Source organism: Paenibacillus popilliae ATCC 14706, from assembly GCF_000315235.1.
GTDB lineage: Bacteria > Bacillota > Bacilli > Paenibacillales > Paenibacillaceae > Paenibacillus_B > Paenibacillus_B popilliae.
The window spans coordinates 1-745 of sequence record NZ_BALG01000287.1 but is presented as its reverse complement, the minus strand read 5'-3'; the positions used below and the strand labels follow the sequence as shown (position 1 = coordinate 745).

At 49.3% G+C, this 745-nt stretch carries 1 protein-coding gene; it reads right to left on the bottom strand.

The genetic code is table 11. The features are described from left to right. Positions 1-139 precede the first annotated feature (139 nt). Complete coding sequence (locus PPOP_RS16130; RefSeq protein WP_006287699.1) at positions 140-538, bottom strand: type II toxin-antitoxin system HicB family antitoxin; 399 nt, start codon at positions 536-538, stop codon at positions 140-142. Between the last annotated feature and the right edge of the window lie 207 nt (positions 539-745).

The following is a 745-nucleotide window of genomic DNA, read 5'->3' as shown; positions in this document are numbered from 1 at the left end:
ACTCGGTCACGCTGAATGGTTGCAGCCGATGCAACCTTAGCTGTATTGCAATGGTGTGATGCGGGGGATTAATGGTATTAGTGTGATGGTGTCGGTGCTGTCACAGTGATACCATATCATAAAGAAGTAAGCGGCCTAATCACGGCCGCTTTTCTATGCCCAAGGCTTCGCGAACTGATTGCTGGAGTAGTTGCGAGAAGTTGAGACTCGCTTCTTCTCCGGCATCGCGCAGCCACTTAGGTAGGGTGCAGTTTTTAGTGACCGTCTTATCGTCGGCCGGTGGAATTACAAAGACCTCTACATAGATAATCCGGTCGCCCGGTTCCTCAATCTGGATCGCATCAATCTCCGAAGGTTCGGGCACTGACTCGTTGTTGTCGTTAAGCTCTTCAATTCGATTGATTAGCATGACCTTGGCATCCTTGATACCAGACACAACAGACGGAGCAGCTATTGCAGTACCGGGGAAATCTGGAAAGTACATGCTTACTCCGGTTGGTGTTTGCTCGGCCACAACAGGATAAATGTAATTGGGCATCAGAAGACCTCCTTAACCTTTTCAAAGTGCCCTTCGCTAGAACATCGCCGCTGGAATGGTAACTCACATCGGCGTATCGCGTAGGGTTGTCTTTGTGTATGTACCGACGGTGGCTAGTAGATAGCTCCTGAAATAACGTTCGTGCCCTGTCAATTTTCCAAACCGTACTTCCAACGGAAAGGCACTGGATTTTCGTTCACTTCCTGG